Source organism: Albidovulum sediminis (assembly GCF_025380365.1).
Lineage (GTDB): Bacteria > Pseudomonadota > Alphaproteobacteria > Rhodobacterales > Rhodobacteraceae > Albidovulum > Albidovulum sediminis.
In genome coordinates this window covers 1,655,372-1,681,318 of the sequence record NZ_JAOCQF010000001.1, presented here as the reverse complement: position 1 = coordinate 1,681,318, position 25,947 = coordinate 1,655,372, and the positions used below count along the sequence as shown (strand labels likewise).

The 25,947-nt window shown below is 67.5% G+C and carries 23 protein-coding genes and 1 tRNA gene; 13 read left to right on the top strand and 11 right to left on the bottom strand.

Annotation, left to right across the window (positions count from 1 at the left end):
- The first annotated feature begins 21 nt into the window (after nucleotides 1-21).
- From N5I32_RS08300 to N5I32_RS08290, 3 genes are all read left to right on the top strand, one after another.
- Nucleotides 22-999, top strand: a complete 978-nt coding sequence (locus N5I32_RS08300) for a sigma-54 interaction domain-containing protein (RefSeq protein ID WP_261494929.1) — start codon at nucleotides 22-24, stop codon at nucleotides 997-999.
- A gap of 161 nt (nucleotides 1,000-1,160) precedes the next feature.
- On the top strand, nucleotides 1,161-2,519 hold the full coding sequence (locus N5I32_RS08295; RefSeq protein ID WP_261494928.1) for an acyclic terpene utilization AtuA family protein: 1,359 nt from the start codon (nucleotides 1,161-1,163) through the stop codon (nucleotides 2,517-2,519).
- Between the two features lie 8 nt (nucleotides 2,520-2,527).
- Nucleotides 2,528-2,857, top strand: coding sequence for a DUF4387 domain-containing protein (locus N5I32_RS08290; RefSeq protein ID WP_261494927.1), 330 nt, complete (start codon nucleotides 2,528-2,530; stop codon nucleotides 2,855-2,857).
- 234 nt (nucleotides 2,858-3,091) lie between these two features.
- Here the strand turns inward: N5I32_RS08290 and N5I32_RS08285 are convergent, their stop codons facing one another.
- From N5I32_RS08285 to N5I32_RS08260, 6 genes are all read right to left on the bottom strand, one after another.
- Nucleotides 3,092-3,724 (bottom strand): NYN domain-containing protein, encoded by a 633-nt coding sequence (locus N5I32_RS08285; RefSeq protein ID WP_261494926.1) that lies wholly within the window; start codon nucleotides 3,722-3,724, stop codon nucleotides 3,092-3,094.
- A 339-nt stretch (nucleotides 3,725-4,063) separates the two neighbouring features.
- A tRNA-Glu gene (locus N5I32_RS08280) sits at nucleotides 4,064-4,138 on the bottom strand.
- Between the two features lie 80 nt (nucleotides 4,139-4,218).
- Nucleotides 4,219-5,931, bottom strand: a complete 1,713-nt coding sequence (gene recJ / locus N5I32_RS08275; RefSeq protein WP_261494925.1) for a single-stranded-DNA-specific exonuclease RecJ — start codon at nucleotides 5,929-5,931, stop codon at nucleotides 4,219-4,221.
- Nucleotides 5,932-6,050: 119 nt separating this feature from the next.
- Nucleotides 6,051-7,016 carry a class II fructose-bisphosphatase gene (gene glpX, locus N5I32_RS08270; protein ID WP_261494924.1) on the bottom strand — a complete coding sequence of 322 codons (966 nt, stop codon included), beginning with the start codon at nucleotides 7,014-7,016 and terminating at the stop codon, nucleotides 6,051-6,053.
- A gap of 92 nt (nucleotides 7,017-7,108) precedes the next feature.
- Nucleotides 7,109-8,395, bottom strand: a complete 1,287-nt coding sequence (locus N5I32_RS08265) for a homoserine dehydrogenase (protein ID WP_261494923.1) — start codon at nucleotides 8,393-8,395, stop codon at nucleotides 7,109-7,111.
- A 104-nt stretch (nucleotides 8,396-8,499) separates the two neighbouring features.
- A complete protein-coding gene (locus tag N5I32_RS08260) occupies nucleotides 8,500-8,727 on the bottom strand; it encodes a hypothetical protein (protein ID WP_261494922.1) in 228 nt (75 codons plus the stop codon).
- 122 nt (nucleotides 8,728-8,849) lie between these two features.
- Between N5I32_RS08260 and N5I32_RS08255 the strand changes: the two genes are divergently transcribed.
- Both N5I32_RS08255 and N5I32_RS08250 read left to right on the top strand, forming a co-directional pair.
- Nucleotides 8,850-9,437, top strand: coding sequence for a TetR/AcrR family transcriptional regulator (locus N5I32_RS08255; RefSeq protein ID WP_261494921.1), 588 nt, complete (start codon nucleotides 8,850-8,852; stop codon nucleotides 9,435-9,437).
- A 78-nt stretch (nucleotides 9,438-9,515) separates the two neighbouring features.
- Complete coding sequence (locus N5I32_RS08250; RefSeq protein WP_261494920.1) at nucleotides 9,516-10,400, top strand: proline iminopeptidase-family hydrolase; 885 nt, start codon at nucleotides 9,516-9,518, stop codon at nucleotides 10,398-10,400.
- A 137-nt stretch (nucleotides 10,401-10,537) separates the two neighbouring features.
- On the opposite strand, the gene N5I32_RS08245 is transcribed toward N5I32_RS08250, so the two are convergent.
- From N5I32_RS08245 to N5I32_RS08225, 5 genes are all read right to left on the bottom strand, one after another.
- Entirely contained in the window at nucleotides 10,538-11,377 is an 840-nt protein-coding gene (locus N5I32_RS08245) for a methyltransferase domain-containing protein (RefSeq protein WP_261494919.1), read from the bottom strand.
- A 107-nt stretch (nucleotides 11,378-11,484) separates the two neighbouring features.
- Entirely contained in the window at nucleotides 11,485-12,396 is a 912-nt protein-coding gene (locus N5I32_RS08240) for a pirin family protein (RefSeq protein WP_261494918.1), read from the bottom strand.
- Between the two features lie 126 nt (nucleotides 12,397-12,522).
- The gene (locus tag N5I32_RS08235; RefSeq protein ID WP_261494917.1) at nucleotides 12,523-13,122 is read right to left on the bottom strand and encodes a TadE/TadG family type IV pilus assembly protein; all 600 of its coding nucleotides are present in this window, start codon (nucleotides 13,120-13,122) and stop codon (nucleotides 12,523-12,525) included.
- A gap of 1 nt (nucleotide 13,123) precedes the next feature.
- Entirely contained in the window at nucleotides 13,124-13,681 is a 558-nt protein-coding gene (locus N5I32_RS08230; RefSeq protein WP_261494916.1) for a TadE family protein, read from the bottom strand.
- Nucleotides 13,678-15,366 carry a Tad domain-containing protein gene (locus N5I32_RS08225; protein WP_261494915.1) on the bottom strand — a complete coding sequence of 563 codons (1,689 nt, stop codon included), beginning with the start codon at nucleotides 15,364-15,366 and terminating at the stop codon, nucleotides 13,678-13,680. Before N5I32_RS08225 ends, N5I32_RS08230 begins: the two co-directional genes overlap by 4 nt.
- A gap of 322 nt (nucleotides 15,367-15,688) precedes the next feature.
- On the opposite strand from N5I32_RS08225, the gene N5I32_RS08220 reads away from it, so the two are divergent.
- The 8 genes from N5I32_RS08220 (at nucleotide 15,689) to N5I32_RS08185 (ending at nucleotide 25,919) form a co-directional block, all read left to right on the top strand.
- On the top strand, nucleotides 15,689-17,119 hold the full coding sequence (locus N5I32_RS08220) for a Glu/Leu/Phe/Val family dehydrogenase (protein WP_261494914.1): 1,431 nt from the start codon (nucleotides 15,689-15,691) through the stop codon (nucleotides 17,117-17,119).
- Between the two features lie 306 nt (nucleotides 17,120-17,425).
- Nucleotides 17,426-17,839 carry a TadE/TadG family type IV pilus assembly protein gene (locus N5I32_RS08215; RefSeq protein ID WP_261494913.1) on the top strand — a complete coding sequence of 138 codons (414 nt, stop codon included), beginning with the start codon at nucleotides 17,426-17,428 and terminating at the stop codon, nucleotides 17,837-17,839.
- The gene (locus N5I32_RS08210; protein WP_261494912.1) at nucleotides 17,836-19,215 is read left to right on the top strand and encodes a pilus assembly protein TadG-related protein; all 1,380 of its coding nucleotides are present in this window, start codon (nucleotides 17,836-17,838) and stop codon (nucleotides 19,213-19,215) included. The genes N5I32_RS08215 and N5I32_RS08210 overlap by 4 nt, the downstream gene beginning before the upstream one ends.
- Nucleotides 19,216-19,347: 132 nt before the next feature.
- Nucleotides 19,348-20,718 (top strand): pilus assembly protein TadG-related protein, encoded by a 1,371-nt coding sequence (locus N5I32_RS08205; RefSeq protein ID WP_261494911.1) that lies wholly within the window; start codon nucleotides 19,348-19,350, stop codon nucleotides 20,716-20,718.
- Nucleotides 20,719-20,865: 147 nt separating this feature from the next.
- Nucleotides 20,866-22,116, top strand: a complete 1,251-nt coding sequence (locus tag N5I32_RS08200; RefSeq protein ID WP_261494910.1) for a sarcosine oxidase subunit beta family protein — start codon at nucleotides 20,866-20,868, stop codon at nucleotides 22,114-22,116.
- An 11-nt stretch (nucleotides 22,117-22,127) separates the two neighbouring features.
- A complete protein-coding gene (locus N5I32_RS08195) occupies nucleotides 22,128-22,454 on the top strand; it encodes a sarcosine oxidase subunit delta (RefSeq protein WP_261494909.1) in 327 nt (108 codons plus the stop codon).
- On the top strand, nucleotides 22,451-25,387 hold the full coding sequence (locus N5I32_RS08190; protein WP_261494908.1) for a sarcosine oxidase subunit alpha family protein: 2,937 nt from the start codon (nucleotides 22,451-22,453) through the stop codon (nucleotides 25,385-25,387). The genes N5I32_RS08195 and N5I32_RS08190 overlap by 4 nt, the downstream gene beginning before the upstream one ends.
- The gene (locus N5I32_RS08185) at nucleotides 25,380-25,919 is read left to right on the top strand and encodes a sarcosine oxidase subunit gamma (protein ID WP_261494907.1); all 540 of its coding nucleotides are present in this window, start codon (nucleotides 25,380-25,382) and stop codon (nucleotides 25,917-25,919) included. The genes N5I32_RS08190 and N5I32_RS08185 overlap by 8 nt, the downstream gene beginning before the upstream one ends.
- Nucleotides 25,920-25,947 lie beyond the last annotated feature (28 nt).

The window sequence follows — 25,947 nt, the reverse complement described above, 5'->3', positions numbered from 1 at the left end:
GGCAGGCACCCGGAAGGCGGAATGGCGGATTACAGCAATGAACTGGTCGGCACCTCTCCGGCCATCGAGTCCCTGCGCAGGCTGGTGGCCCGGATCGGCCGCAGCCCCACGCGCACCGTCCTGATCTACGGCGAGACCGGCACCGGCAAGGGCCTTGTGGCACGGATGATCCATCAGGTGTCCAGCCGCGCGGCGCGCGACTTTGTCGACATCAACTGCGCGGCCCTGCCGGCGAGCCTTCTCGAGTCCGAGCTTTTCGGGCATGAGAAGGGTGCCTTCACCGGCGCCGTGGACCGCAAGCTGGGGCTGGTGGAGGCCGCCAACCAGGGCACCGTCTTCCTCGACGAGATCCGCGAGATGGACCTGACGCTGCAGGCCAAGCTGCTGACGCTCCTCGACACGCAGCAGTTCCGCCGGGTGGGCGCGGTCAAGCCGGTGAAGGTCGACGTCCGCTTCATCGCCGCCACCAACAAGGTGCTGCTGTCCGAAGTGACCTCGGGGCGGTTCCGCGAGGATCTTTATTACCGGCTTCAGGTGGTCGCGGTGAACCTGCCCGCGCTGCGGGACCGCGGCGACGACGTGCTGACGCTGGCGCGGCACTTCATCGCGCGCTTCAACCGGGCTTACGGCCGGTCGGTGCGCGGGCTCACCCCGGAAGCCGAGGACATCCTCCAGCGCTACCGCTGGCCCGGCAATGTCCGCGAGCTGGAGAACCTGCTGGAGCGCATCTTCATCCTCGAGGACGAGAACGAGATCCTGCCGCGCCACCTGCCGGACCGCATCCTGCGCAGCGTGACCGGCGGGGCGGGCCAGACCGCCGCGCCGCCGGCCGAAGGCCCCGCCGACTATCACGCTGCCACCGAGGCGTTCCAGCGCGACCTGATCGGACGGGCGCTCTCCGCCGCGTCGGGCAACCCGCAGGAGGCCGCGCGGCTGCTTGGCCTGTCCCGCCATGCGCTGCGCCACCAGATGATCAAGCTCGGTCTCATGAAGGGCTGATCTGCACCCTCCGCAGGCACCACGCCGCGTGATCCCCACACCTCTGCGCGAGTCTCGCGCGCGCGCGCCCCGGCCGTCCTGCGCAGGCGCCGCAAATCTGGCGCGGTACTGGCACGGTTTGCGCATAGGAAAGGGTACCACGCCCTGCGCGAGAGGAAGACATGTCGTCCATCAGGATCATCTGCCCGAACGGGCACCTGGGCTTTGCGCCCCTCAAGACCGAAAGTTTCCGACTTGCGGTGGAAACCCGCCCCGACTTCATCGCCGCCGACAGCGGCAGCGACGACATCGGCCCGGTTCCGCTGGGCAACGACAGCTGCGCAAGCCCGCGGGCCTGGCAGGAACACGACCTTGAGGAGATGCTGCTGGCCGCGCGTCGCATCGGTGTGCCGATGCTGATCGGGTCTGCCGGCGATACCGGCAGCAACAGCCGCGTCGACATGTATGTGCAGATCATCCGCGACATCGCCGCGAAGCATGGCCTGGCGCCCTTCAAGCTCGGCTGGTTCTATTCCGAGGTGGACCGCGAACTTGTCCGCGCGAAGATCCGCGGCGGCTCTCCCATCCGCGGCCTCGACGCGCGCGAGGACCTGATCGAGGCGGAACTGGACGCCACCTCGCGCGTCGTCGCGATGGCGGGGGTCCATCCCTTCGTCAAGCTCCTGGAAGAGGGCTGCGACGTCATCATCGGCGGCCGGTCGTCCGACAGCGCGATCTTCGCGGCCTGCGCGCTCCACAAGGGGTTTCCCGAGGCGCAGAGCTACTACCTCGGCAAGGTCCTCGAATGCGCCTCCTTCTGCGCCGAACCCTACGGCGCCAAGGAAACCGTCATGGGCGAGATCACGCCCGAGGCGGTGTCGGTCACCGCCATGGCACCCTGGCAGCGCTGCACCGTCGCCTCGGTCGCGGGGCACGCGATGTACGAACGCTCCAACCCGTTCCACGAATATGTCGCGGGCGGCCTACTGGACATGACCGACTGCCGCTACGAACAGGTCAGCGACAAGACCACCCGCGTGACCGGCATGGCCTTCGTCCCGGCCGAGGATTTCCGGGTCAAGCTGGAAGGCTCCGGCAAGGTGGGCGAACGTTTCGTCGGCATGGCCGGCATCCGCGACCCCTACACGATCGCCAATGTCGACGCGGTGATCGACTGGGCGCGCCGGCAGACCGAGGAACGCTTCGGCCCCGACGGCTGGGAACTGCACTACAGCGTCTTCGGCCGCAACGGCGTGATGGGCGAGATGGAGCCCCTGAAGGACAAGCCGGGGCACGAACTGTGCGTCGTGGTGCAGGGCGTCGCGCCCACCCGCGAGATGGCCGAGGAGGTCTGCATGACCGGCACGCGGCAGATGTTCTACGCGCGCCTGCCCGACGTGAAGGGCACCGCGGGCGGCGTCTCCTTCGTGCTCGACGAGGTGATGCAGGCCAGCCCCGCCTACCGCTGGACGCTGAACCACACGATGGCGGTCAGCGACCCGCTGGAGCTTTTCCCCACCCATACCGCCGTTGTCGGCTGAGGCGCGCGATGAACACCCGCAAGAAACTTTCCGATCTGGCCAAGACCATCCGGTCGAAGAACGCCGGCACCGACAAGATCACCTTCGACATCATCTTCCGCGAGCGTGACACCTACGAGATGGTCAAGCGCGCGGGCGTGCTGACGCGCGACAGCGTCTGCCGCATCCTGAACGTCGATCCGGCGCGGCTGACCGATTTCGTCGAATACGACCCGGCCTACGCGATCAAGTTCACCATCCTGCGCAACCGCCCCTCGGGCAGCGCCGGCGACGGAGACATCTTCGGCGCCCAGCAATACGCGCCGTTTCTCGACGTCGAGGTGGACATATCCGCGTAAGGCGGCGAGCTTGGGGTTGCCTGCCGGTTCCCGGTGGCGCGGAGTTGCCGGAAGGTGCAACCGCGCCTGCCGCAATGACGTTCGTGCAGCGCGGGCGCGGGTGCCGCCCGGATTCTGCACCCTCATTCGCCTTGCTTGCGTTGCCGTGCGTTGCGGGGGTTCCGTGCGGCTACTCGCCCCGGCCCGTCGCCAAACCGGGTCGGGGCTTTTTCATGCCGAACGCAGCAACGATTGCTACGGTCGCTTAATTTGCGGCATTAGCCCGATGATGCTGAAATTGGCCCAGCACTTTTGAGATAGATTGCTACCCTTCGGCGGGAACGCGCCATGTACGACCTTGATTCCTTTGGTCTGTAGGAAGTCGGCCACGGGTACGAAGTCGCGGTCAGAAGATACGAGTACGGCTACGTCGTACGCGTTAGCCCAAGCAAGGCTAATCATGTCGGCCACAATTCGCGTATCTACACCTTTTTCTTCGGTGCCGCGCATGTCTGCGTTGCAGGATCCACAATGGGTGACTTCGCTCTGGCACTGTGGGCACTTCGGATAGCCCATCTTCTGTTGACGCTCAACAAGCACCACATGGGTTCCGGGCATCCGGTCCAAGGTGTTGGTGAACCAGTTCTTTAGCTTTGCGTCCTGCGGCTTGTTCGGGTCAAACGACCCATAGACGTGCATGGCCTCAAACACCGCTTGCGCGGTAGGGTCTACAAGCTTGCCTGCTTCGGCTGCGAACAACGGGCCTACGGGTCGCCAATCGACCATGAAGCCGTTGTCCGCACGACGTAGCGACAAGCTAAAGTTCCAGAAGTCTACGAAGATGCGTACTCTAAGCGGTTTAGCAGGCTGCGCCGGGGTTGCCGTCATAGGTACTCCACAAACGAATACGGGGACGCTCTCGCGCCCCCGGGGTCATTAGGTTCGGTCCCCTGTGACCGACAAGGCGGGCAGGTTTCCGACGGGTCTTAATGCGGCCATATATACGCTATGCGTATTAACAGTCAATGCACGTCAGACGTGCGAGGCTAGATTTTTCGTGAACATGCTGTTTTCGTACGGCTTCATGCGCTAAGCGCTTCACGTTTTCGTGAGCGGTTCCGGGGGTGCTGTGGGTCGAAATGTGCCCCGCAAAACTCTAGGTATTTCTTAGGCAGAGGAATTACCTTCCGAAATTTCCTAGCGAAATCAACGCATTGTGATGAAAACTGGCAGCCCGTAGGGGAGTCGAACCCCTCTTCCCAGGTTGAAAACCTGGTGTCCTAACCGATAGACGAACGGGCCACGTTTGGCGTGGGGCGGTGTTTAGGCCAGGCGCGGGTGACTCGCAAGGGGTTTTTTGCGATTTTCTCGCGGGGCTTGGCTCAGGTCTCGGCGGCGTCCTCGATGCGCAGTTGCACCGTCCTGCGGCCCTGCCAGTGGTTGATCTCGATCCGCCCCGCCAGGTGGGCGCGCCGGCCCCGCATCCCCTCGAGGAAGGGGCCAAGCGGGCCGTCGAAAGCGCCGAAGGCAACCGCCTCGAGCCGCGCCGAAAGCCCGTCCGACAGCGACAGCCGCAGGTGCGTCTCGCCCATGCGGCGGCCGTGGCCGATCTCGACGGACGGCAGCGCAAAGCGCGGCGCCGGCGCGCCCTGCCCGAAAGGACCGGCCTGTTCGAGCGCCTCGGCCAGTTCCACACCGACCGCGCCCGGCATGATCAGCCCGTCGATGCGGAGCGTGCCGGGGCCCTGCGCCCCCGCGCCCTGGCGGGCGAGCAACTCGCCAAGCCGCGCCATCGCCGCCTCGATCCGGTCGCGCGCGACCGTCAGGCCCGCTGCCATCGGATGCCCGCCGCCCCGAAGCAGCAACCCCTCCGCCGCCACGCGGTGCACCGCCGCGCCCAGGTCCACGCCGGCGACCGACCGGCCCGAGCCCTTGCCCTCGTCCCCGGCGAGGCCGATGACGATGGCAGGCCGGTTCGTCGCCTCCTTCAGCCGCGCCGCGACGATGCCGACGACACCGGGGTGCCAGCCTTCGCCGGCCGCCCAGACCAGCGGCGCGTCGAGCCCGCGCGCCTCGGCCTGCGCCAGCGCGGCGTCGCGCACCCGCGCCTCGATCTCGCGCCGCTCGGTGTTGAGCGCGTCCAGACGCGCGGCCAGCGCCTTCGCCTCGGCCGCGTCCTCGGTTGCCAGAAGCCGCGCGCCCAGGTCCGCCGCGCCGATCCGGCCCCCGGCGTTGATCCGCGGGCCAAGGAGGAAGCCGAGGTGATAGGGCGTCGGCGCCTGGTCCATCCGCGCGATGTCGGCCAGCATCCTCAGGCCGATGCGCTCGCGCCGGGCCAGCACCTTCAGCCCCTGACGCACAAAGGCGCGGTTGACCCCGACAAGCGGGGCCACATCCGCGACCGTCGCCAGCGCCACGAGGTCCAGAAGCGCCATCAGGTCGGGGCCGCGCGCGCCCTCCTCGCGCATCCGCCGGTTCACCTCGACCAGCATCAGGAACACGACCGAGGCCGCGCACAGATGCGACAGCGCGCCGGTCTCGTCCTGCCGGTTCGGGTTCACCACCGCCACCGCCGGGGGCAGGGTTTCGCCACCCAGGTGGTGGTCGAGGATGACGACATCGGCGCCCTGTGCCGCCGCCACCGGCTCATGGCTCAGCGTGCCGCAGTCGACGCAGACGATCAGGTCGTGCGCTGCGGCCAGCGCCTGCATCGCCGGCACGTTCGGCCCGTAGCCCTCGTCGATGCGGTCGGGGATGTAGAGCGTCGCCGCCCGGCCCAGCGCCCTCAGCCAGGTGATCAGCAGCGCCGCCGAGGCGCCGCCATCGACGTCGTAGTCAGCGAAGATGGCGATGCGCTGGCCCGCCTTTACCGCCGCCAGGAACCGTGCGGCGGCCACCTCCATGTCCTTCAGCGACCGCGGATCGGGCAGGAGGTCGCGCAACTGCGGCTCCAGAAAGCCCGCCGCCTCCGCCGCGGTCACCCCGCGCGCGGCCAGGATGCGCGCCAGCGCCAGCGGCAGGCCGGTGTCCTGCACCAGCCGCTCCGCCTGCCGGTCGGCCTCGGCAGAGGGGCCGGCCCAACGCCGCCCCGTCACCGACCGCTCGACGCCCAGGAAAGCACGCCCGCCTTCCGTTCCGGCCCCTCTTTCAGTCTGGCCCAAATACTCCGGGGGTGCGGGGGCGGCGCCCCCGCTCCCGCCGCTTCCGGCGGCGCTCACTTCACCGGGTTGCGGTAGATCATCCGGCGCACGGAGCCGGTCTTCGACCGCATCAGGATGGTTTCGGTCTGGATGTAGTGCGGCTCGCGCCGGACCCCCTGCAGGATCGAACCGTTCGTCACCCCGGTCGCCGCGAAGATCACGTCGGCCGTCACCATGTCGTCGCGGGAATAGATCCGGTTGAGATCGGTGATGCTCGCGCGCGCGGCACGGGCGCGCTCGTCGTCGTTGCGGAAGAGAAGCCGGCCCCACATCTGCCCGCCCATGCACTTGAGCGCGGAGGCCGCCAGAACCCCCTCGGGCGCACCGCCGATACCCATGTACATGTCGATGCCGGTGATCTCGCTCTCGGCGCAATGGATCACGCCCGCGACGTCGCCATCGGTGATCAGCCGGATCGCCGCGCCCGTCGCGCGCACCTCGGCGATCATCGCCTCATGCCGGGGCCGCTCGAGGATGCAGACGGTGATGTCGGTGGGCTTGCACTTCTTCGCGCGCGCCAGTTCCACCACCCGCTCCGTCGGGCTCATCTCAAGGCCGATCGCGTCCTTCGGCAGGCCCGGCCCGATGGCCAGCTTGTCCATGTAGACGTCGGGCGCATGCAGGAGCGTGCCTCGCGGGGCCATGGCGATGACGGTCAGCGCGTTCGGCATGTCCTTGGCGGTCAGCGTCGTGCCTTCGAGGGGATCGAGCGCGATGTCGACCTCCGGCCCGTGGCCGGTGCCCACCTCCTCGCCGATGTAAAGCATCGGCGCCTCGTCGCGCTCGCCCTCGCCGATGACCACGGTCCCGGCGATGTCGAGCATGTTGAGCTGCTCGCGCATGGCGTTGACGGCGGCCTGGTCGGCGGCCTTCTCGTCGCCCCGCCCGATCAGGCGGGCCGAGGCATGCGCCGCCGCCTCGCTCACGCGCGCAAGCCCGAGCGAGAGCATGCGGTCCTTGAAATCCTTGACGTCGGCCATGATCGGTCCCCGGGGTTCTGCTGTCTTCCTCCGGCATAGCCTTTCAGCCGCCGGGGCCGCAAGGGCGATGCCTGTCGATCGCCCGCGCGGGATCAGACGCTTTCGATGCGGATCGCCACCGGATCGCCCACCACGACGCCGGTCGCGGGTAGGCGCGAGAGCGCGTGATCGACCGCGTCGCGGGTGGTGCGGTGGGTCACGATCAGGACCGGCGCGGTCGGATCCTGGTGGCCGTACTGGCGCATCCGGTCGATCGAGATCCCGGCCTCGCCCAGCACGGTGGCGACCTTGGCCAGCGCGCCCGGCTTGTCGGCCAGCGCCATGCGCAGGTAGAAGGGCGCAGGTGCTGCCGCCTTGGCCGGGATCGGCTCGGCCAGCGTCGTGGCGGGCTGGCCGAAGGTCGGCAGGCGAATGCCGCGGGCGATGTCGATGACGTCGGACATGACCGCGCTGGCCGTCGGGCCCTGGCCCGCGCCCGGCCCGCGCAGCACGATCTGGCCGACGCTGTCGCCCTCGAGCACGACCATGTTGGTGCCGCCCTGCAACTGGCCCAGCGGGCTGTCGGCAGGCACAAGGCAGGGCGACATGCGCTGTTCCAGCCCGCGTCCGGTCATCTGCGCCACGCCCAGAAGCTTGATGCGATAGCCCATGTCGGCGGCGCGGCGGATGTCGTCGATCGAGATGCGGCCGATGCCTTCCAGTTCCACCGCGCCGAACGACACCCTGGTGCCAAAGCCGATCGCGGCCAGGAGGCTCAGCTTGTGGCCCGCGTCGATCCCGCCCACGTCGAGGTTCGGGTCGGCCTCCAGATAGCCAAGCTGGCGCGCCTCCTCGAACACATGGTCGTAGGGCAGGCCCGCGCTTTCCATCCGCGTCAGGATGTAGTTGCAGGTGCCGTTCATGACGCCCATGACGCGGCGGATGGCGTTGCCGGCAAGCCCTTCGGTCAGCGCCTTGATCACCGGGATGCCGCCCGCGACGGCGGCCTCGAAGCGGATCACGCGGCCCGCGGCCTCGGCCGCCTCGGCCAGCGCCTGCCCGTGGTGGGCAAGAAGCGCCTTGTTCGCCGTGACGATGTCCTTGCCCGCCGCGATCGCCGCCTCGGTCGCGGCCTTGGCAGGGCCGTTTTCGCCCCCCATCACCTCGATCAGGATATCGACGTCCGGGCGCCGGGCCAGCGCCACCGGGTCGGTTTCCCAGGCATAGCCCGACAGGTCCGCGTCCCGGTTCTTCGTGCGGTCGCGCGCCGAGACGGCGGTGATGGCGATCGGCCGCCCGGCCCTCAGCGCCAGAAGGTCGCCGTGCGCCTGCACGATCTTGACCACCCCCATGCCCACGGTGCCAAGGCCCGCGATGCCAAGACGCAGCGGTTGGGACATGAGGGGCTCCTTGCGAATGAGGCGTTTTGCCGGGTGTTAGCCGTTTGCGGCAGGGCTTGCAACGCACCCGCGACCGGCCGGACCCTTCCGATGCGGCGGGGGCATCAGCCGCCGTCCGCCGCAAGGCTGGCGGCGGTGGCCCGAAGGGCCGCGGCTTCGGCCTGAAGGCCCGCGGCGGTCGCCTCCGGGTCGAGCGTCGGCGCAGGCGCCTGGAGGGAGGACAGCGGCAGAAGAGCGGGGTAGGGCGCGCGCTCGGCCGGCGCCGGCCTGTCACCGCCGGGCGCGCAGGCCGAAAGGGTGGCGAGCGCAAGGAAAAACGGGAAGACGCGCATGCTGCCTCCGGACTGCGCGGCAAGGATAGGGGGCGCCGCGGGGGTTCGCAAGCGGAGGGATCGCAAGCGGGGGGGCAAGCGGGGGGGATTGTATTGAACGGGCGTTCAGATACTCTGCCGCCATGGCACGCAAACCCGGCTCCCGTTCCGACATCACCGGCCCGCGCATCCGCGCGGCGGCGCGGCATCTGTTCGCGCGTCACGGCTTCGCTGCCGTTTCCATGCGCCAGATCGCGGCCGAGGTGGGCGTGCAGGCCGGCGCACTTTACCTCTACACTCCCGACAAGGAGACGATGCTGGTCGATCTGCTGCGCGACCACATGGACGAACTGATCGCCGCCTGGGACGCCGCCGAACCCTCCGCTGACCCGGTCGAACGGCTGGAGGCCTTCGTGCGCTTCCACATCGCCTTCAACCTCGACCACGCCGAGGCGGTGTTCCTGTCCTACATGGAACTGCGGAACCTCGGGCCGGAGAATTTCGCGGTGATCGAGGGGCTGAGGCGCGACTACGAGAACCGGCTGGAAGCGATCCTGCGGGCGGGGCAGGACGCGGGCCACTTCGCCGTGCCCGACACCAAGCTGGCGACGCTGGCAATCATCGCCATGCTGAACGGCGTCAACACCTGGTATCGCGAGGGCGGGCGGCTGGGCCGCGCCGCCATCGGCGATATCTACTGGGACATGGCCCGGAAGGCCGTCGCGGCGTGACGCCGCGCCGAATTGCGTTGACCCATCGGACGATCGGGTGTCACCTGTCAGGGAACACCCAAGCGCCGCGGAGGTCTGATGAGCTGGACCGATCCGGAAATTGCCGGATACGTCGATGGCCCCGGCGGGCGCACATGGTTCCGGCAGAACGGCCTGGCTCAGTCAAGGCCGGCGATTGTGGGCATTACCGGCGGGCCGGGAATGTCGCATCATTACCTGATGCCGCTGACGGCGCTCTGCGACCGTCACCCGGTCGTGCTCTACGACCAGCTCGACACCGGGAACTCCGACCGGCCCGGCGACCCGGCGAACTGGACGATCGGCTATTTCGTCGAGGAGATCGAGAGGGTGCGCCTGGCGCTTGGCCACGGGGCGCTGATCCTGGCCGGGCACTCCTGGGGCGGGCTTCTGGCCTATGAATACGCGCTCAGGCACCCCGGCAGCACGGCGGGGCTGATCCTTGTCAGCCCGTGCCTCGACGCCGCCCGCTGGTCCGAGGATGCGCGCGCCCTGATCGCGGGGCTGCCCGACTACGCGCAGCGGCTCATCCGGGAATGCGAGGCCAGCGACGACTTCGCCAACCCCGGCTATCAGCACGCCAACGAACTGTTCATGGCACGGCATCTCCGCCGGAAGGGGGGACGTCCCCCGCATCACGTCAGGTCGGGCGAGTTGTTCAACCAGTCCCTCTACACCCACATCTGGGGGCCGAGCGAGTTCACCGCGCGCGGCACCATCCGCGACTACGACGGCTCGCCCCGGCTCGCGGAAGTGTCGGCACCGGTCCTTTACGTCTGCGGCGAGCACGACGAGGCCCGACCCGCGACGCTGCGGGAATTCGCGGGCCGCATGCAGGATGCCGCCGTCGTCGAGCTACCCGAGGTCGCGCACCTGTCGTTCATCGAGGACGAACCCGCCTTTCTGGGCGCCGTCCGGAACTTCCTGGAGCGCCGGTTTCCCTGATCGCCTTTCGGGCCGGGCAGGACGCGGGTCCTTCCCCTATGCCCGACACCAAGCCGGTGGCGCTTGCAGCCATCGCCATGCCAAACGGCGTCAACACCAGGTATCGTGGCGGCGGGGTGGCCGACGGCACGCGTCCTTCAATCGGCCTTCCGGGCAAGGAACGCCCCAAGCGCGATCTGTCCGGCCTCGGCCATCTCGATCATGTTCTGGGATTTCACCTTCGCGGTGTCCCCCTGCAAGAGATGCAGCCCGAGCGGCGGCGGAGGGGTTCCGGCCGACATCTCCGCCACCCGTGCCCGGTGGTGTTTCAGGACCACGGGCGTTCGATCTTCCTCATGCAGGATCAAGAATCCGGCGGACGTCAGCAGGCGGCCCATCTCCTCGGCGGAAACCAGATGGCTCGTCTCCTGCGTTTGTGCCCACGGGACCGGAAAGCGCATCCCCGGCTCGGGGCCCTTCAGCACGTCATAGATCACGAACTTCGCGCCGGGGCGCAGTACCCGGAAGGCCTCGCGATACTTCGTTTCCCGGTCGGCGATGTTCATCCCCACATGAAACGTCAGCGCGGCGGTGAATGTGGCGTCGTCGAACGGCAGGGCTAGCGCGCTTCCGACGACGAAGTCCGCCTTGTCCGACAGTCCGGTGAGGTCCGTGAACTCCCGCGCGATGGCCACGTATTCCGGCGTCAGGTCAAGGCCCGTGGCACGGCAGCCGACTTCGCTGGCCAGATACCGGACCAGACCGCCAAGTCCGCTGCCGATGTCCAGAACCCGGTCGCCGGGGGTCAGGCCGGCACGCGCGACAATCTCTGCCGTGGCCGCGCGCCCGCCCATGTGAAACTCGTCCACCGGCGCAAGGTCGACAGGCCGAAGGCGGCTCAGGTCCAGACCGGAACGCGCAATCGCCGCGAAGAGCCGGGACCTGAGCTCATTGCCGCCGTAGTGGACCGCAACGGCGCTTTCATCCACGTTGGCCATCCGATGACCCCCAAGCCCCCATGCTTTTGCGGCGGAGCTTACCCGATTCCGGGGCTTTCGGATATCTTCATCGCCTTCGTCCCGGATCACGGGGGGGCGTCGTCCCCTCAGTGCGCCGGCTGGATGAAGGTGCCGTTCCGGAGGTCGGTCATGGCCTGCATGATCTCGGCCTTGGTGTTCATCACGATCGGCCCGTGCCAGGCCACCGGCTCCTCGATCGGGGCGCCGGAGATCAGCAGGAACCGCATCCCCCGCTCACCCGCCTGCACCGTCACCTCGTCGCCGCTGCCAAAGCGGATCAGCGTGCGGTCGCCGGACAGGTCGCGGATGTTCACCTCCTCGCCCATCACCTCCTTCTCGAGCAGCACCCCCTCGGGGCGCGAGGCGTCGGCAAACCGGCCCGCCCCCTCGAACACATAGGCGAAGGCGCGGCGGTAGGTGTCGACCTTGAAGGTCTTCCTGACCCCGGCGGGCACCGTGATGTCGAGGTATTGCGGATCGGCGGCAATCCCGTCGACCGGGCCGGTCCGGCCCCAGAAGGAGCCGACCACCACGCGCACCACCGTGCCGTCGTCATCGATGACCTCGGGGATGTCGGCCGCCTTCACGTCCTGATAGCGCGGCGCCGTCATCTTCAGCCGCGACGGCAGGTTCGCCCAGAGCTGGAAGCCGTGCATCTGCCCCTTCGCGTTCCCGAGCGGCATTTCCTGATGCATGATGCCGGACCCGGCCGTCATCCACTGCACGTCGCCGGCGCCGAGGCGCCCCTTGTTGCCAAGGCTGTCGCCGTGTTCGACCGTGCCGGCCAGAACATAGGTGATCGTCTCGATCCCCCGGTGCGGGTGCCAGGGAAAGCCGCGCAGGTAATCCTCGGGCCGTTCGTTGCGGAAATCGTCGAAAAGCAGGAAGGGGTCAAGCTCGCTCGGGTCGCGGAACCCGAAGGCGCGGTGCAGTTTCACCCCGGCGCCCTCCATCGTGGGCTGGGCGCGGCGGGATTCGAGGATGGGTCGGATGGACATGGCAAGCCTCCTGTTCGCTTGCCTCGAATATAGGCCGCGATCACGACAACGCGAGCCCCGGGCGCGGCGCCGTTGCTCACAGGGTCGGTTTGCGGCTGCACAACCGCGGATGCGGGACCGGGCGGCTCAGGCGCCGCCCACGTCCGGCACCGGCTCGACCTCGGGGGCGAGCTGTCCCTCGAAGACGATCTGGCTGGCAAAGCGCGGGCGCGTGGTGACGAAGTTGTTGAGCTGCGTCGCCTCCAGCCCGATGCGGAAGAACGGCTGATAGGTCGTCGAGGTTTCCACCAGGACGACCGTGTCGCCGACCGGTAGCACCGGGATGCGCGCCGTCTCGGTCGCGATGGTCGCATCGGTATGCGGCGCATGCCCGTCAGTGGCGTGCGACCAGGCGGTGCGATAGACGCCCGCGACATCGTCCCAGTAGACCGAGGTCACCCGGATCCAGCCCGGCTGGCGCGACATCGTCAGATAGTCGAAGACCTCGCCCATCCGCTCGATGTAGGCGGTGTCGATTTCGGCGGTCTCGCGCGAGATCATGTCGGAGATCGCATAGGCCGCCTTCTGGTTGGCGTTCTTCTCGCGGAAGGCATCGAAGTACTGGTAGGCGGCGAGATACCACCAGAACAGCAACGGCGTGACGATCACGGCCTCGACCGGCGCGGTGCCGCGCTCGCTGCTGCGGAAACGTTGCCCGGTCTGGCGAAGAAGGCTGAGGATGTTCATGTCATGTCCCCGGTCTGGGTTCGTTGACGAAGGCGGTGGAGGCGATCAGGGCATAGTCGCCGCTGCCATCGGTGGTGATGTGCAGGCCAAGCCCCGTGGTCGGCATCAGCGGCTTGACCTTGGCGCAGGCGCGCACCAGCATCAGCTCGTCGCTGCCGCCGGCGGCGAATTCGGTGACCGGCTGCACCGGCGCGTCGCGGTCGACGCAGGTCGGCCCGGTGTCGAATGGCGTCCAGCTGTTCTTCGCGATCGGCCGCAGTTCCAGCAGCACGGTATCCTCGCAGTCGCCCAGGAACGCGGAATAGCCGCAAAGCCGGGCCAGGATCGCGTCGTGCGTGGGGTTCGCGACCCGGCCAAGGCGCAGGTCGCGCACCGTCATGTCAAGCGCGCGTTCCAGCATCACATGGCGCATCATCACGAAGCCAAGCTCCATCGACGACAGGATGAAGACCATGAACACCGGGACGAAGAGAACGAAGGGGATGGTCACGGCGCCCCGCTCTGCACGGGCGAAACGGCGGGCGCTGGCGCGGAACCTGCGAAGGGCGAAGCGTTTCATTCCGTCAACCTCAGCTTGCTGATGGAGCTTGCGATGCCGGCGAAGGCGTCGGCGATCTGGAGACCGGTGACCGAGTAGAAATGGGCGGGCGAGGACGCGCAGGTCCTGAGCAGGTTGAGCCCGCGCGTCGGCGCCTCGAACCCGATCGCGAAGACCTTGATGCCCTGTTCCTTCGCGGCCGAGCAGATCTCGATCGTGCGGGCGTCCTTGTCGTCGCGGATGTATTCGTTCGCGACCGGCGAGGCCACGCTGTCGGACCGCCAGGTGTTGCGCACGGTGGTGCCATAGATGGGCGAGATGATCCGGTTCGCGAACCAGTCGATCGACATCGTCGCCCAGACCTCGGGCCAGGTCATCTGCACCGCATCGCCGGGGTCCGCGGGATCGTCGCCGTAGGGAAGGTTCCGCCATTGGGCCAGCGCGAAGGAGTAGTACTGGTTGCGGCCCGCATCGAAGAGCGAATACTGGCTCAGGTTGGCGGGGTCGTTCGTCCAGCGCGCGTCATTGCTGCGCCACAGGCGGCTGGGGCCGTGGTCATAGGCGTCGCGTAGGCGGTATTCGGTCGTGTTCTCGCCGTCGGTCATGATCACCACGACCTTCAGCGTCGTCGTGTCCGAATAGGCCGCGGGCCGTCCGTCGAAGGCCGCCGGCGCCTCTCCGCCCGCGATCATCTGCCGGACGGTGTACTGAATCGACGGATCGACCAGAGCCGCGCCCCACTTCATGCCGATGTCGATCGAGGTGTTCCCCGAGGCGGTCAGCGCGTCGATGTAGGTCTTGAGCGCGTCGCGGTCGCCCGAGAAGGGCAGGATGCGGCGGTTGGCCATGGCGGCGCAGTTCGTCAGCGACGGCGGCACCACCGAATTGAACGGGTCGAAATGCCCGTTGCGCTGGTAGACGCGATCGGCCGCGCCCGCCGCATCGCCAAGGGGCGTGGTCTTCGGGGCCATGGCGGCGGTCTGGTAGTCGGTGCGGTCGAACTCGATGCAGTGCGACAGGGTGTGTTCGTCGGTCAGGTTGAAATAGCCCGAGAAGCCGGTCCCCAGGCTGACCTGCGTCGAATAGGGGATGATCGAGAGCGACAGGTGGCCGGGTTCGACCGTGTCGAAGACCTGATCTACAAAGGCCTTGGCCGCGGGCTTGAGGTTCACCAGACGGCTGTTGGAGTTCATCGAGCCGGAGACGTCGAGCACCAGCGAGATTTCCACCATGCCGATGCGTTCCTCTGCCGCGCCAAGCGCGGGCGCGGTCAGCGTCGGCGTGCCGACCAGCCGCATGAACATGGTGGGTACGCCCTCGCGCAGGTTCACCCGGACCGAGCGCCATTCGTCCGAGGCGCCCGTCGTCGCCTCGATCTCGCTATCGAGCGGGGCGCGCAGGCCCGACTTGGTGAAGTAATCCTTCACCACATCCTCGGGCGGCAGGGTCTGGTTCAGGTCTGCCGCCGCCAGAACCGCGCGGTCGAGCGTGTTCTGAAGCCGCGTCCGCTTTTCCTCGAAATACATCACGTCGAGCGCGACACCGGCGAGGATGAGCATGCAGAGAAAGCAGAAAAGCGAGAAGACCACGAGGCTGCCGCGTTCGGAAGCGGCGCGCCGGGCAAGTCGCGCGGCGAGCGGAAACTGGCGGTCGTGACGGGGGAAATGCGGGGCCCGCAGGGGGCCACGGGGGCATGCGTCGGACATGGCGAACTGCCGTTACTCGTGAACAGGAAAACTACACGCAGCCAGTGGGGCGGCGAATTGAGGCCGAAATGTGGCATGAGGGCAGCTTTGTGTCGGCATGGAAACGGTTCGCCGCATTGGCGCCTAATGTCACCGCCCGCTTCCGGAATCGGCCCCGACTCGCCCCCCGACTCACCCCGCGCCCTTCCCGATACCGCGAGTGACGACATCTCGATTCTTCCCCGGTCGCATTTTCTTTGGCCTGTGTCCGTTCCGGCGATGGCGTGCTAGAGATGGGCTGTCGCGCCAAGGCGACGCCCCGTGCCGAGGTCAGGAGAGCCCGATGTCCCCCTTGAACGAACCCAGCTTTCGCCAGTCCGTCGACCTGATGTTCAACCGCGCGGTGGCGCTGATGGATCTGAGCCCCGGGCTCGAGGAAAAGATCCGCGTCTGCAACTCCACCTACACCGTGCGCTTTGGCGTGCGCCTGCGCGGCAAGATCGAGACCTTCACCGGCTACCGCTCGGTCCACTCCGAACACATGGAGCCGGTCAAGGGCGGCATCCGCTATGCGCTGTCGGTCAGCCAGGACGAGGTCGAGGCGCTGGCCGCGCTGATGACCTACAAGTGCGCGCTGGTGGAGACGCCCTTCGGCGGCTCGAAGGGCGGGCTCTGCATCGACCCGCGCGCCTGGGACGATCACGAACTGGAACAGATCACCCGCCGCTTCGCCTATGAGCTGATCAAGCGCGACCTGATCAACCCGGCCCAGAACGTGCCCGCCCCCGACATGGGCACGGGCGAGCGCGAGATGGCCTGGATCGCCGACCAGTATGCGCGGATGAACACCACCGACATCAACGCGCGCGCCTGCGTCACCGGCAAGCCGCCCCATGCCGGCGGCATCCAGGGCCGGGTGGAGGCGACGGGGCGGGGCGTGCAATACGCGCTGCGCGAATTCTTCCGCCATCCCGACGACAGGGCGAAGGCGGGGCTGTCGGGCGACCTCGACGGCAAGCGGGTGGTGGTGCAGGGCCTTGGCAACGTGGGCTACCACGCCGCGAAGTTCCTCTCGGAGGAGGACGGCGCCATCATCACCGCGATCATCGAGCGGGACGGCGCGCTGGTGCGCGACGGCGGCCTTGATGTCGAGGCGGTCCGCCAGTGGATCGCCCGCCACGGCTCCGTCCGCGGCTATCCCGACGCCGAACTGGTCGAGGACGGCGCGAGCGTCTTGGAAAAGGCCTGCGACATCCTGATCCCGGCGGCTATGGAAGGCGTGATCCACCTCGGCAACGCCGAACGCATCGCGGCGCCCCTCATCATCGAGGCGGCGAACGGCCCGATCACCTTCGGCGCCGACGAGATCCTGCGCCGCAAGGGCGCCGTCATCATCCCGGACATGTACGCCAACGCCGGCGGGGTGACGGTGTCCTACTTCGAATGGGTCAAGAACCTCAGCCACATCCGCTTCGGCCGGATGCAGCGCCGGGCGGAGGAGGCGCGCTCCCGACTGATCGTGGAGGAGCTGGAGCGGCTGTCTGCCGACAAGGGGCTGGGCTGGGAACTCGCCCCCGACTTCAAGGACAGGTTCATGCGCGGCTCGGACGAGCTGGAACTGGTCCGCTCCGGTCTCGACGACACCATGCGCACCGCCTACCAGGCGATGCGCGAGGTTTGGCATGGGCGGCAGGACGTGCAGGACCTGCGCGTTGCCGCCTACATCGTCGCGATCAGCCGGGTCGCCGCAACATACCGCTCCAAGGGATTGTAATCGGGGCGCTTTTCAATCGTGGGGAGAGAGGCGCCGGGGGCGGGCCAGATTCGCGCCCCCGGCCGCGGACTGCCGTGCGCAACTCTGAGTTGTTGAGTATCAACTGCAGGTTGTAAATCCTTTACATCCACTGTTGCCTACTTCGCCCCAATCCCACCCAAATCCTCCGATTTCTCCGCGCATATGTGGATTCTTCTGGTGCTTGCCGTCACTCCGGCCGGGATTAGACAAATTTTAGCCAGATTTTCTTCGCCAAATCGACGGGGTGTGGGGGGCTGCCAGGACGGCAGCTTTGAGGAGACGTCGATGTTGCCATTTCGTCTTGATCGTCGGGTCGCCAGGTTCTGGCACCGCGAGAACGGGGCCGCGACGATCGAGGTCATCCTGTGGCTGCCGTTCTTCCTCGGGCTGTTTTCGCTGATGGTCGACATCTCGATGATCTTCAACAACCAGTCGCGGATCATGCGGATCATCCAGGACGGCAACCGCAACTATTCGATCCGCCGCCTGACCACCAACGCCGAAACCGAAACCTATGTCGAAAACCGCATCGCGCCGATCAGCACCAACGCGAGTGCGGTCACCACGAACGTTGCCGGGCTGATCACGACCACCGTAACCGTGCCGCTGGCCGATCTGGACCTGTTGGGCATCGCCTATGCCTTCAACAACGACTGGCGGGTCACGGCGGATCAACTGGATGAAGGATTCAGCGAATGAGGAAATCCCGCCTTGCCGCGCTTGCCCGGGCCGTGACCGGCCGCGCCGCCGCCGAGCGCGGCGGCATCACCGTTCTGAGCCTCCAGATGCTGATCGCGAGCCTCGTGATCGGCGGTTTCGCCGTCGACGTGGGCAACGGCTTCCAGGCCTACACCCAGTTGCAGGCGACCGCGGACTCCGCCGCTCATGCCGCGCTCTGGTCGCGCGAGTGGAATACGGCAAGCGTGGCGAAGACCAAGGCGATCACGGTCGCCACCAACATGATGCCGGCCTCGAAATACGGCACGGTGCTGAAGCCCGAGGATATCGTCTTCGGCGACTGGGATGCATCGACAGGCAAGTTCACGCCCAATTCGCTGTCCAAGAATGCGGTCTTCGTTTCGACCCGGCGGTATGAATCCCAGAACAACGAACTGGGGACGTGGTTCCTGCGCCTTGCGGGGCAGGAGTCCTTCGACGTCGGCTCCGGCTCGATCTGGGAGACCTATTACGCGTCCTGCTTCCGCGAAGGCATCGTGGCGCAGGAGCGTGTCGATACGCAAAGCAACAACACCTATGAGCCCGGCTACTGCATCCACTCGCAGACCCATGTCGAGATCAACTCCAACAACGTCTTCAACACCGGCGTCATCGTATCCATGCCCGACAAGTCGGACGTGGTGATCCCGGATTCCGGATACGAGCAGAACCAGGGCCTGTTCGAGGCCCTGCGCGACGGGTCCTATGCGATCCGCATCCTCGACCGCCTGAGCAAGATCGAGCAGGGGATCCTCAACCCCAGCGACGCGAAATACGGGATCATGAACCCGGATTCGCCCTACTATCGCAGCTACATCACCAGCAAGGTCACCGTGAAGGTCAACGGCCAGGGCAAGACTATGCTTGACCCCGGCGACTTCAAAGAGGGGCGCGTCCACGTTCTGGACTGCAGGAACGACAACCAGCACAAGCAGGTCAAGGGCGACTGGCTGCGCAAGATGGTGATCGTCACCAACTGCCGCATCCAGTTCGGGACGGACTTGGGCGAGGGCGCCTCGCTCGAGGATGCGGTGTTCCTGAACACGAACCTGGACGACAAGTCGTTTTACGGACGCTCCGGAGTGCGCTTCGGCAAGAACGACGACTGCACTGACGGCGGCGATGTCCAGATCCTGACCAAGGGCGGTATCGACCTGGCATCGGGCATCTACGTCTACGGCAGCCAGTTCATCGCCGCGGGCGACATCTACGCCACGGCCAACAACGACGGCATCGAGGGCGCGTCCTTCGTTGCCGGCGGCGAGGCCAGCATCACGTCCAACGGCTCCTTCGGCTTCTGCGGCGGGGCCGGCATGGCGAACAACTACGAGGCGCCGTACTTCCGCATGGTGCGGTAACAGGCGGGTCGAAACAAAAGAAGGTTAAGCCCGCCGGTCCCTGCAAGGTGCATGGGATCGGCGGGCTTCAGTCTGGAATATCACTCTACCTAGGGTCGAGTTGGAAACAGTAATGCAGCGGGAGGTTACATTATGCAACTGGGAGTAACCGCAAGGACCGGACGCCACGCCCGCCGGTTGGCACGGCGGGACAGGGGCGGCATTTCGGTGCTGAGCCTCCAGATGCTTCTGTGCAGCCTGATCGTCGGCGGCTTCGCCGTGGACGTGGGCAACGCTTTCCAGACCTGGACGCAGTTGCAGGCGACGGCGGATTCCGCCGCCCATGCGGCCCTCTGGTCACGGGAATGGAATTCGGCCGACACCGCCAAGGCCAAGGCGATCGAGGTGGCCGAGAACATGATGCCGCCCTCGCGCTACGGCAACGTGCTGACGCCCGAGGATATCGTCTTCGGCTCCTGGAACGCGGCGACCGATACCTTCACGCCCAGCGCCACTTCGAAGGGGGCCGTCTTCGTCTCGACCCGCCGCTATGCCTCGCGCAACAACAGCCTGGGCACCTGGTTCCTGCGCCTTGCCGGTCAGGACGAATTCGACATCGCCGCCGGCTCTGTGTTCGAGACCTATCTGCCGGGCTGCGCGCGCGAGGGCTTCATGGCCGAGGGCCGCGTGGACACCCAAAGCAACAACACCTACCTGCCGGGCTTCTGCGTCCATTCGCAGACCCATGTCGAGGTGAACTCAAACAGCGTGTTCGAGACCGGCTCGGTCGTGTCGATGCCGGACAAGGCCAACCTTGTCATGCCCGCGTCGGGGTTCAATTCGAACATCGGTCTGGAACGGGCCCTGCGCGACGCCTCCTACGCGCTGCGAGTCCTCGACCGCGTCAACCATATAGAGGAGGGGCTTCTGGACCCCGACCATCCGAAATACGGGATCATGACGCCGGGTTCGCCCTACTACCGGTCCTACATCACCAATGCCAGCCTGCTGACGGTCGCAGCACCCAAGGGCAACAAGTCGATCTCCACCAGCTTCAAGACCGGGCGCGTGCACCAGGTGACCTGCAACGGCGGCAACGGCACGCTGACCATCGACGGCGACTGGTTCAGGCAGATGGCGCTGGTCACCAACTGCCAGATCAAGTTCGCGAACGGCACCACGCTGGAGGATGCCGTGATCCTGTCCACCAACACCGACAAGAACAACGCCGTCAGTTCGTCCCAGAACATCATCATCGGCAAGGACGACGGCTGCGCCCCGGGCGGCGACGTGCAGATCCTGAGCCTGGGGTCGATCAAGATGACGAGCGGGGTGGAATTCTACGGCAGCCAGCTGATTTCCGCGCAGGACATCGCACTGACGGCGAACACCAACGGCGTCGAAGGCATCTCACTTGTCGCGGGCGGAGAGATCGACGTGACCTCGAACGGGGCCTACGGCTATTGCGCGGGCGCGGGGATGGGCAACAACTATGACGCGTCCTATTTCCGGATGGTGAACTGACAGGAACCGCCGCGCCGGCCCCTGGCGCGGCGTTTTTCCCGGCCGAGTGCCGGAAGCGACACGATTTGTCGCAAAGTTTTTTGAAAGCATCTGTCAGAACGGAACACTGCGCCCTAGGCTCTTGAAGTGGCCGAAGCGGAGGCAGCGATGCGATATTCGGGGTTCAGGGTCCTGGCCGAGGGCCTGGGCGGCAACAAGGGCTGGCGCCCCGCCTGGCGCGACCCCGAGCCGAAGGCGGAATATGATATCGTCATCATCGGCGGCGGCGGGCACGGGCTGTCGACCGCCTATTACCTTGCGAAGAACCACGGGCTGACCAATATCGCGGTGCTGGAAAAGGGTTACCTCGGCGGCGGCAACGTCGGACGCAACACCACCATCGTGCGCGCCAACTACTTCCTGCCCGGCAACCAGGAATTCTATTCCCACTCGCTGAAGCTGTGGGAGGGGCTTGAGGCCGACCTCAACTACAACGTCATGCATTCGCAGCGCGGGCTCATAAACCTCTTCCACTCCGACGGTCAGCGCGACGCCTTCGCCCGGCGCGGCAACGCGATGATCAACCAGGGCGACGATGCCGAACTGCTGGACCGCGAAGGGGTGCGGCGGCATCTGCCCTACCTCGACTTCGAGCAGACGCGCTTTCCGATCTATGGCGGGCTTTTGCACCGCAGGGGCGGCACCGCGCGCCACGATGCGGTCGCCTGGGGCTATGCCCGCGGCGCCGACCGGCGCGGCGTCGATCTGATCCAGAACTGCGAGGTGACGGGGATCGACATCGAGGGCGGACGCGTCACCGGCGTGCAGACGACGCGCGGCGCGATCCGGGCGAAGAAGGTGGGCATCGTCGTGGCGGGCCGCTCCGGCCAGGTCGCGGCGATGGCGGGGATGCGCCTGCCGGTCGAAAGCCACATCCTGCAGGCCTTCGTGACCGAGGGGCTGAAGCCCGTCATCGACCATGTCGTCTCTTTCGGCATGGGGCATTTCTACATCTCTCAAAGCGACAAGGGCGGCCTTGTCTTCGGCGGCGACCTCGATTTCTACGCCTCCTACGCCGCGCGGGGGAACCTGCCGATGGTGGAACACGTCATGGAGGCGGGCATGACGCTGATGCCGATGATCGGCAAGGCGAAGGTCCTGCGGTCCTGGGGCGGCATCATGGACATGACGCCCGACGGATCGCCCATCATCGACCGGACCCACGTCGACGGGCTCTACATCGACTGCGGCTGGAACTACGGCGGCTTCAAGGCCGTGCCCGCCTCGGGCTGGTGCATGGCCCACCTGATGGCGACGGGCGAACCGCACGCGGTCGCCCGCCGCTTCCGCCTCGACCGCTTTGCCACGGGCCATCTTCTTGACGAGGAAGGCACCGGGTCGCAGCACAATCTGCATTGAAGGCCAAGGATATGCGTATCACCTGCCCCCTCTGCGGCGACCGTGACCGGCGCGAGTTCTATTACTACGGCGACGCCGTCTATGCCGACCGCCCGGCCGAGGGTGCGGCGCCTGAGGCCTGGGACGCCTACCTGCACCTGCGCGACAACCCCGCGGGCGAGACCCGCGACCTCTGGTATCACGAGATGGGCTGTTCGGCCTGGATCGAGGTGACGCGCAACACCGTCACCCACGCGGTGCTCGCGACGCGGCTTCTCGCCGAGCGCGGACAAACGGGCGAGGGCGGGCCTTCGGGCGAAGGCGAGCCGAAACCGCGCAGGAAAGGAAAGCCGGAATGAGGATCGCGGGCAGGGGTCTTGTTGACCGGGGCACGACCGTCGGGTTCCGCTTCGACGGGCGCGAATACACCGGGTTTCAGGGCGACACGCTTGCCTCTGCGCTGCTGGCGGGGGGGAACCGGCTGTTCGGGCGTTCGTTCAAGTATCACCGCCCGCGCGGCGTGATGACGGCGGGATCGGAAGAGCCGAACGCGCTGGTCACCGTGGGCCAGGGCGCGCGCGCCGTCCCGAACGTGCGCGCGACGACGCAGGAGATCTTCCAGGGCCTGATGGCGCAGAGCCAGAACCGCTGGCCCTCGCTCGGCTTCGACGCGATGGAGGTGAACGACCTTCTGGCGCCGTTCTTCAGCGCGGGCTTCTACTACAAGACCTTCATGTGGCCGCGCGCCTTCTGGGAAAAGCTCTATGAGCCGCTGATCCGCCGGGCGGCGGGGCTGGGGGCGCTGTCGGGCAGGCACAACGACGAGCCCTACGAAAAGGCCTTCGCCTTCTGCGACCTTCTGGTGATCGGCGCGGGGCCGGCGGGCCTGATGGCCGCGCTGACGGCTGCGCGGGCAGGGGCCGAGGTGATCCTCGCGGATGAGGACGCGCGCATGGGTGGCCGGCTTCTGGCCGAGACCGAGGAGGTGGGCGGCAAGCCCGGCCACGCCTGGGTGGCGGAGGTGCTGGACGAGCTTGGCGCGCTGCCGAACGTGCGCCTGATGGTCCGCACCACGGTCACGGGCGCCTATGACGGCGGCACCTTCGGCGCGCTGGAACGGGTGGGCCTGCACCTGGCGAACGCGCCCGCCGACCTGCCGCGCGAATGTTTCTGGCGCATCGTCGCCCGGCGCGCCATCCTCGCCTCGGGCGCGCACGAGCGCCAGATCGCCTTCCCGTTGAACGACCGGCCGGGGATCATGACCGCGGGCGCGGTGCGCGCCTACCTCAACCGCTGGGGCGTGGCCGCGGGCCGCCGTGTCGCGGTATTCGGCAACAACGACGACGCCCACCGCACTGCGCGCGATCTGGTTGCCGCGGGGGTCGAGGTGGCGGCGCTGATCGACGTGCGCGACGACGCGCCCCAGCCCGCGGGCTATCGCCTGATCGCGGGCGGGCAGGTGACCGGAACCCGCGGCCGGCTGGGCCTGCGCGAGATCACCGTCACCACCCCCTCGGGCGAGGAGAAGATCGAGGTCGACTGCCTGGCCGTCTCGGGCGGGTGGAACCCGGCGCTGCATCTCGCCTGCCACATGAACGGCCGCCCGGCCTGGGACGAGGGCATCGCCGCCTTCGTGCCGAAGCCGGGCATGGTGCCGGGCCTGACCGCCTGCGGCGCGGCGGCGGGCGTGATGACGACCGCCGGGGCGCTGGCGGACGGCCGCCGCGCCGCCGAGGCCGCGCTGTCCGACCTCGGGCGGGAGGCGGCGGCCGTCGACCTGCCGCAGGCAGAAAACGGCGGCGCGCGCATCCGCGCCTTCTGGGAAGTGACCGGCGGCAAGGGGCGCGCCTGGCTCGACTTCGCCAACGACGTGACGACGAAGGACGTGCGGCTGGCGGCGCAGGAAAACTTCCGCTCGGTCGAGCACATGAAGCGCTATACGACGCAGGGCATGGCCCCGGACCAGGGCAAGAACTCCAACATCGCGGCGCTTGCCGTTCTGGCCGACGCGACGGGCCGCGCGATCCCTGAAACCGGAACGACGACCTTCCGCCCGCCCTATGTCCCCGTCTCCATCGCCGCGATGGGGGCCGGTGGGCAGGGCGCCGGTTTCGCGCCGCAACGCTTCATCACCTCGCACAGGGCGAGTGTGGAGCGCGGCGCGCCGATGATCGAGGCGGGGCTGTGGTATCGCCCCTCCTACTTCCCGCGACCGGGCGAGAAGACCTGGCGCGAGGCCTGCGACCGCGAGGTGATGGCGGTGCGGCAGGCGGTCGGGGTCTGCGATGTCTCCACCCTCGGCAAGATCGACATCCAGGGGCGTGATGCCGCCCGCTTCCTCGATTTCGTCTATACCAACACCTTCTCCAGCCTTCCGGTGGGCCGCGTCCGCTACGGGCTGATGCTGCGTGAGGACGGCATGGTGCTGGACGACGGCACCACGGCGCGGTTGGGCGAAACCCACTTCCTGATGACGACGACGACCGCCGCCGCCGGCCTCGTCATGCGCCATCTGGAGTTCGTCCACCAGGCGCATTGCCCGGACTGGGACGTGCGGATGATCTCGGTCACCGAACAATGGGCGCAGTTCGCCATCGCCGGCCCGCGCGCGCGCGACCTTCTGAACTCCATGCTGCTTGCGCCGCTCGATGAGGGCGCGTTTCCCTTCATGGGCTGCGGCGGGATCGAGATTCGCGGCGTCTCGGCGCGGCTCTTCCGCATCTCCTTCTCGGGCGAGGCGGGGTACGAGATCGCCGTGCCCGCGCGCTTTGGCGAGGGGTTGTTCCGCGACCTGGTCGCGCGGGCCGAAAGCATGGGCGGTGCCGCCTACGGGATGGAGGCGCTGAACGTCCTCCGGATCGAGAAGGGATTCATCACCCACGCCGAGATCCACGGCCGCACCACCGCCTTCGACATCGGGCTTCAGGGTATGGTATCGAAGAAGAAGGACTGTATCGGCAAGGCCGCCGGCGAACGGCCGGGCCTGTCGGGGCCGGAGCGCGAACAGCTTGTCGGCCTGCGCCCGGTGCAGCCGGCCAAGGGCTTCGGCGCCGGGGCGCACCTGTTCGAAAAGGACGCAAAGCCGGTTTCGGCCAACGATCAGGGCTATGTCACCTCGGTCTGCTGGTCGCCGACGCTGAAGACGCATCTGGGGCTTGCGTTCCTGAAGAACGGCCGCGCGCGCCATGGCGAGGTCGTGCGGCTGGTCGATCATCTGCGCGGCACCGACATCCCGTGCGAGGTGGTGAACCCGGTGTTCTTCGACCCCGAGGGAGGGCGCGCCCGTGATTAGGCTGATCGAAAAGACCCCGTGCGAGGCGCTGTTGCCGGTGACCTGCGGCGCGCTGACGCTGCGCGAGATCGTGGGCGACCGCGTGACCTCGGTCGCGCCGCTGAAGGGGCAGGGGGCGAAGCTGGCGACAGCGCTCAAGAAACTGGGCCTGGGTTGGCCCGCGCCCAACACCGCGATCGCGTCGGCGACGGCCGCCATTCTCTGGACCGGGCGCGACCAGGCGTTCCTGATCGGGGCCGACCCGGAGGGGCTCGACGGGTTGGCCGCGCTGACCGACCAGTCCGACGGCTGGGCGCGGATGCGGCTTGAGGGGCCGGGGGCGGCCGATGTGCTGGCCCGCCTCGTGCCGCTTGACCTGCGCGGCTTCGCGCCGGGACAGGCCGCACGATCGCAGCTTGGCCACATGATGGCGATCCTCACCGCGCCGGAGAAGGGCAGCTTCGACATCATGGTGTTCCGCTCGATGGCGGAGACGGCCGTGCACGAGATCCACCACGCGATGAAGGCGGTCAGCGCGCGCGCCGCCCTCTGAGGCTTGCCGTTCGGCCCGCGAGGCCCGA